6 protein-coding genes and 1 pseudogene are annotated in these 5,409 nt (G+C 66.7%); all 7 read left to right on the forward strand.

All coding sequences use genetic code 11. From position 1 onward, the window contains the following. Nucleotides 1-412: pseudogene (locus FKP22_RS33970) on the forward strand (hypothetical protein); the annotation flags it as partial. After that, nucleotides 412-1,332 (forward strand): ABC transporter permease, encoded by a 921-nt coding sequence (locus FKP22_RS19990; protein WP_141289453.1) that lies wholly within the window; start codon nucleotides 412-414, stop codon nucleotides 1,330-1,332. The pseudogene FKP22_RS33970 and the gene FKP22_RS19990, both read left to right, overlap by 1 nt. A 19-nt stretch (nucleotides 1,333-1,351) precedes the next feature. After that, nucleotides 1,352-2,044: a biuret amidohydrolase gene (biuH, locus tag FKP22_RS19995; RefSeq protein ID WP_141289454.1), complete on the forward strand. Its 693-nt coding sequence runs from the start codon at nucleotides 1,352-1,354 to the stop codon at nucleotides 2,042-2,044. Nucleotides 2,045-2,070: 26 nt separating this feature from the next. Next, nucleotides 2,071-3,057 (forward strand): ABC transporter substrate-binding protein, encoded by a 987-nt coding sequence (locus tag FKP22_RS20000; RefSeq protein WP_141289455.1) that lies wholly within the window; start codon nucleotides 2,071-2,073, stop codon nucleotides 3,055-3,057. Between the two features lie 10 nt (nucleotides 3,058-3,067). Continuing rightward, the gene (locus tag FKP22_RS20005; RefSeq protein ID WP_141289456.1) at nucleotides 3,068-3,841 is read left to right on the forward strand and encodes an ABC transporter permease; all 774 of its coding nucleotides are present in this window, start codon (nucleotides 3,068-3,070) and stop codon (nucleotides 3,839-3,841) included. A 73-nt stretch (nucleotides 3,842-3,914) separates the two neighbouring features. After that, on the forward strand, nucleotides 3,915-4,760 hold the full coding sequence (locus FKP22_RS20010; RefSeq protein WP_141289457.1) for an ABC transporter ATP-binding protein: 846 nt from the start codon (nucleotides 3,915-3,917) through the stop codon (nucleotides 4,758-4,760). Then, nucleotides 4,757-5,409 (forward strand): ATP-binding cassette domain-containing protein (locus FKP22_RS20015; protein WP_141289458.1); only part of this gene is annotated, 653 nt, incomplete at its 3' end. The genes FKP22_RS20010 and FKP22_RS20015, both read left to right, overlap by 4 nt.

Raw genomic sequence — 5,409 nt, forward strand, 5'->3', positions numbered from 1 at the left:
GGCGGGTGGCATCGAAGTGGCCGCGGTGCAGACCTCGGCCAATGCCTCGGTGATCGCCGGCCTGGGCTACACCGGCATCCTGGTCGCGTTTGTCGCGCGGCAGAACCCGTGGGCGATTCCGCCGGTGGCCCTGCTGTTCGGCGGCTTCGGCGCGGCCGGCAGCCTGCTGCAGCGGCGCATGGATTTGCCGGACGCTTCGGTGCTGGTGCTGCAGGGCTTTGCGTTTGTGCTGATCCTGGCCTCGGAAGCGCTGCGCGGCAAGCTCTTCCAGCGCCCGCCGCTGCCGCGGCTGCGCAAGGTGCCGAAGCCCTTGCCAGCCGCGCCCGTCGCAACGTCCACCGTGGTGCCACTGCCAACCCGTCCCACCGATGAAGTCCCTGCGCCGCTGGTTTCCGCTGGAGGAAAAGCCTGATGACCACCTCGGATTGGATGGACCTGCTGCTGGCAATCCTGGGCGGCGCGATCCGCGTGGGCACGCCCTTCCTGTTTGTCAGCCTGGGCGAGTGCCTGACCGAGAAGTCCGGCCGCATCAACCTCGGGCTGGAAGGCGTGCTGGTGTTCTCGGCCATGGCCGGATTCGGCGGGGCCTACCTCAGCAGCTCCGCCTGGGTGGGCGTGCTGGTGGCCGGTGCCTGCGGTGCGTTGCTGGCGCTGCTGCACGGCCTGTTGTGCTCGCTGCCTCGGGTGTCGGACATTGCCACCGGCATTGCGCTGATGCTGCTGGGCTCGGGCCTGGCCTTCTACTTCGGCAAGCCACTGATCCAGCCGCAGGCGCCGCAGATTCCCTCGCTGGTGCTGGGCGCCTGGAGCAGTTCGCCACAGGTGCAGTCGGCCCTGTCCATCAACGCCCTGTTCCCGCTGGGCGTGCTGCTGGCAGGGTTGATGGCCTGGGGCTTCGGCAACACGCGCTGGGGCCTGGTGGTGCGCATGGCGGGCGACTCTTCAGACGCGGCCCGTGCGCTGGGCTATTCGGTCAACGGCGTGCGCATCGCGGCTACCACGGCGGGCGGCTTCATAGCCGGCCTCGGCGGCGCGTCGCTGTCGCTGTACTACCCCGGCAGCTGGAACGAAGGCCTGTCCAGCGGACAAGGCCTGATCGCCGTGGCGCTGGTGATCTTCGCGCGCTGGAGCCCTTGGCGCTGCCTGGGCGCGGCGCTGCTGTTCGGCGGCGCGGGCGCCATCGGCCCTGCGCTGCAGTCGATTGGCGTGAGTGGCGGCTACTACCTGTTCAACGCCGTGCCGTATGCGCTGACGCTGGCCATCCTGATCGCCACCTGCTCGCCCAGCCGCGCCGTGAAGGGCGCGCCCATGGAATTGAACGTCTCGCGCTGAACCTCTGAAGGACCAAGCCATGCCAACGATTGCTTCGACCCCTTACGCCTGGCCCTACAACGGCGACCTGAAGCCCGCCAACACCGCGCTCGTCATCATCGACATGCAGACCGACTTCTGCGGCGTGGGCGGCTATGTGGACAAGATGGGCTACGACCTGTCGCTGACCCGCGCGCCGATCGAGCCGCTGAAGGTGTTGCTGGCCGAGGCCCGCCGCGTCGGCATGCACGTGATCCACACCCGCGAAGGCCACCGGCCGGACCTGTCCGACCTGCCGGCCAACAAGCGCTGGCGCTCGCAGCAGATCGGCACCGAAGGCCGCGGCATTGGCGACATGGGCCCCTGCGGCCGCATCCTCGTTCGCGGCGAGCCGGGCTGGGACATCATTCCCGAGCTCTACCCCATTGCCGGCGAGCCCATCATCGACAAGCCCGGCAAGGGCTCGTTCTACGCCACCGACCTGGAACTGGTGCTGCATGTGCGCGGCATCCAGAACCTGATCCTCACCGGCATCACGACCGATGTGTGCGTGCACACCACGATGCGCGACGCCAACGACCGCGGCTTCGAGTGTCTGATGCTGACCGACTGCACCGGCGCCACCGACCCGGCGAACCACGCCGCGGCCTTCTCGATGATCAAGATGCAGGGCGGCGTGTTCGGCGCGGTGTCCGATTCCGGCGCGCTGCTCGAAGTGCTGCGCAGCTTCTGAACCTCTCTCGTCTTCAAGGATTGACCATGGCTTCAGACCTTCAACGCCGCCGCCTGCTGGCCGGCGCCAGTGCCGCCAGTGCCCTCGCAGCGATGGGTGCATCGCCCGCGGCCCGCGCCGACGACAAGATCCTGATCGGCTACTGGCCCATCGCCTCCGGCCTGCCGCTGTACGTGGGCCTGGAGCGCGGCATCTTCAAGGAGGCCGGGCTGAACGTCGAAGGCGTGAAGTTCGCCAGTGCGCAGCAGGTCGCCGAGGCGATGATCTCCGGCCGCATCCACGGCTCGGCCAACGGCACCGCCTCTGCGGTGCTGGGCCTGGCCGAGATCACCAGCCCCAACCTGTTCAAGATCATCTGCTCGAACCCTTCGAACAAGTCGCTGGTGCTGGACGAGTTCGTCGTGCCCAAGGACAGCCCCGTCAAGTCGATTGCCGAGCTGGCCGGCAAGAAGGTCGCCAGCGGCCCCGGCATCCAGAACGTCACGCTGGCCAAGATCATCCTGGAGAAAAATGGCATCGCCAACCCGACCGTCACCGAGCTGCCGGTCGGCCAGCACGTGCCCGCCCTGGCAGCCGGGCAGATCGACGCGGTCTACACGCTGGAGCCCACCGGCACGGCCGGCCGGCTGAAGGGCCTGGCCCGCGTGCTGGAGACCGGCGTGATCGCAAAATATGTGCTGGGCAATGCGGACGCGCCCTGGTTCGGCGGCAGCGCCAGCGTCACCAACAGCTTCATCAAGGACTCGCCGGACCTGGCCAAGCGGTATATCGCCGCCTACGGCAAGGCGGTGGAATGGGTGCGCAAACAGCCGGAAGAATCGCGCAAGCACATGGACGGCTTCACGGCCATCGAGGAAGCGCTGGTCAAAGAGGTGCCTTTGTCAGGCTTCACGCTGTACAACGAATTCAGCGCCAGCGACCTGGGCTACTTCCAGAAGTTCTTCGACGTGTTCACCGAGCGCAAGATCTTCAGCCGCAAGCTGGATGTGAAGTCGCTGCTGTACACCGCCTGAGGAGGCCGTCATGCAGGCGATCAATTTCCTCTACAACAAGCGCTGGCTGCCGCTGCTGGGCCCGCTTCTGCTGCTCGCCTTCTGGCAGCTGATGATCTCGGCGCAATGGGTCAAGCCTGTCCTGTTGCCGCCGCCAGGCGAGACGCTGCAGTACCTGGCCCAGGCCTTCGCCACCGGCGCGATCCTGCCGGACCTGTGGTCCACGCTGCTGCGCACACTCAGCGCGTTTGCCATTGCCATCGCCATCGGCCTGCCGCTGGGCGTGATGCTGGGCAGCGCCGAGAACGCCTATCGCAGCGTCGAGTTCCTGATCGACTTCTTCCGCTCCACGCCCAGCTCGGCGCTGATCCCGCTGTTCATGCTGATCTTCGGCATCACCGACATCAACAAGATCGCCATCGCCAGCTTCGGTGCGATGCTGATCGTGCTGTTCAACAGCGCCTATGGCGTGATGAACGCGAAGAAGACGCGGGTGATGGCGGCGCAGATCATGGGCGTGTCGCGCTGGCACGTATTCAAGGACGTGATGCTGATGGAAAGCCTGCCGCAGACCTTCATCGGCCTGCGCAGCGCCGTCTCGATGGCGCTCGTGATCGTCATCGTCGCCGAGATGTTCATCGGCTCCGAGACCGGCCTGGGTCACCGCATCATCGACGCGCAGCAGGTCTTCAACGTCAAGGACATGTACACCTCCATCCTGGTGACCGGCGCGCTGGGCTACGGCCTGAACCTGGTCTTCCTGCTGATCGAGAAGAAGCTGATTCACTGGGGAGGAAAGGCATGAGCCCCGCACGGCCGCCCGAAGGGGCGAACTCCCTCTCGGAGGGACCGGCCGCCAGGCCGAAGGGAGCCACATCATGAGCGGTGATCAACTGCCTGTCTCGGCCATTCCCACGGAAGTGAAGCTGACCACGCCCGAGAGCAGCGTGCTGACGCTGCGCGCGGCGCCCAACACCCACGTCACGGTGCGCGGGCTGTGCAAGTCCTTTGCGGGCCAGGTGCTCTACAAGGACTTCAACCTGGATCTGCCGCGCAGCCAGATCGTCTCGATCTTCGGGCCGAACGGCTGCGGCAAGTCCACGCTGATGAACATGATTGCCGGGCTGGTGCCGCTGGACTCGGGCGAGATCCTGTTCGACGGCAAGGGCCTGAAGGACACGCGCATCGGCTATGTGTTCCAGAACTACCGCGACGCGCTGTTCCCTTGGATCAGCGCCTGGGACAACATCGCCTACCCGCTGCGCCGGCAAGGCATGAAGGCGGCCGAGGTCAAGCAGCGGGTCGACGAACTGGTGGCCTTGTTCGAGATCCGCTTCGACCTGAAGCGCTACCCCTACGAACTATCCGGCGGGCAGATGCAGACCGTCTGCATCATGCGGGCGCTGGCGCCGCGGCCCGAGGTGATGTTCCTGGACGAACCGTTCTCGGCGCTGGACTTCGAGATGACGCTGTTCATCCGCGCCAAGCTGCAGGAGGCCCACCTGGCCACCGGCGTGAGCATGGTCATCGTCTCGCACGACCTGGAAGACGCGGTGTTCCTGGCCGACCAGATCCTGCTGCTCACGCGCCGGCCCACGCGCATTGCCGAGCTGGTGCCGTTCACGATGCCGCGGCCGCGCACGCCGGAAGCGGTGTCCGACCCCGAGTTCGTGCGCGTCAAGGCCCACACGCTGGAGGTCTTCCGCCGGGAGATGCAAGCATGAACGCAGTTCCGCTGGAGACTTACAACCTGACCAAGCGCTTTGGCGCCTTCACCGCGCTGGGCCAGTGCTCGCTCAGCGTGCGGCCCGGCACGGTGCATGCGCTGCTGGGCGAAAACGGCGCGGGAAAAAGCACGCTGGTGAAGTGCATCGTCGGCTACTACCTGCCCGACGATGGCGCGGTGCTGGTGGACGGGCGCGAGCAGGCCATCACCTCGCCCACCGTCGCACGCGACCTGGGCATCGGCATGGTCTACCAGCACTTCACCGTGGTGCCCGGCATGACCGTGGCCGAGAACCTGCTGATGGCGCGCGGCCACCTGCCGGCGGTGATCCCATGGAAGCGGGCCCGCGCCGAGCTGACCGAATTCATGCGCAGCACGCCGTTCAAGCTGGACCTGGACGCCACGCCGCTGGACCTTTCGGCCGGCGAGAAGCAGAAGCTGGAGATCCTCAAGCAGCTGTTCCTGAAGCCCCGCTTGCTGATTCTCGACGAGCCGACCTCTGTGCTCACGCCGCAGGAGGCCGACGAGGTGCTGGGCGCGCTGCGCGAGCGCGCCCATGCCGGCGACTGCTCGGTGCTGATGATCACGCACAAGTTCCGCGAGGTGAGCGCCTATGCCGACGACGTGAGCGTGCTGCGCCGCGGCCG

The organism is Ideonella azotifigens, assembly GCF_006519715.1.
In the GTDB taxonomy this organism is placed as follows: Bacteria; Pseudomonadota; Gammaproteobacteria; order Burkholderiales; family Burkholderiaceae_C; genus Ideonella; species Ideonella azotifigens.

Excerpts from the sequence above, each read along its gene's own strand:
- FKP22_RS20005 (WP_141289456.1), top strand. The coding sequence starts at position 3,068 with ATGCAGGCGATCAATTTCCTCTACAACAAGCGCTGGCTGCCGCTGCTG.
- biuH (WP_141289454.1), top strand. The coding sequence starts at position 1,352 with ATGCCAACGATTGCTTCGACCCCTTACGCCTGGCCCTACAACGGCGAC.
- FKP22_RS20000 (WP_141289455.1), top strand. The coding sequence starts at position 2,071 with ATGGCTTCAGACCTTCAACGCCGCCGCCTGCTGGCCGGCGCCAGTGCC.
- FKP22_RS20010 (WP_141289457.1), top strand. The coding sequence starts at position 3,915 with ATGAGCGGTGATCAACTGCCTGTCTCGGCCATTCCCACGGAAGTGAAG.
- FKP22_RS19990 (WP_141289453.1), top strand. The coding sequence starts at position 412 with ATGACCACCTCGGATTGGATGGACCTGCTGCTGGCAATCCTGGGCGGC.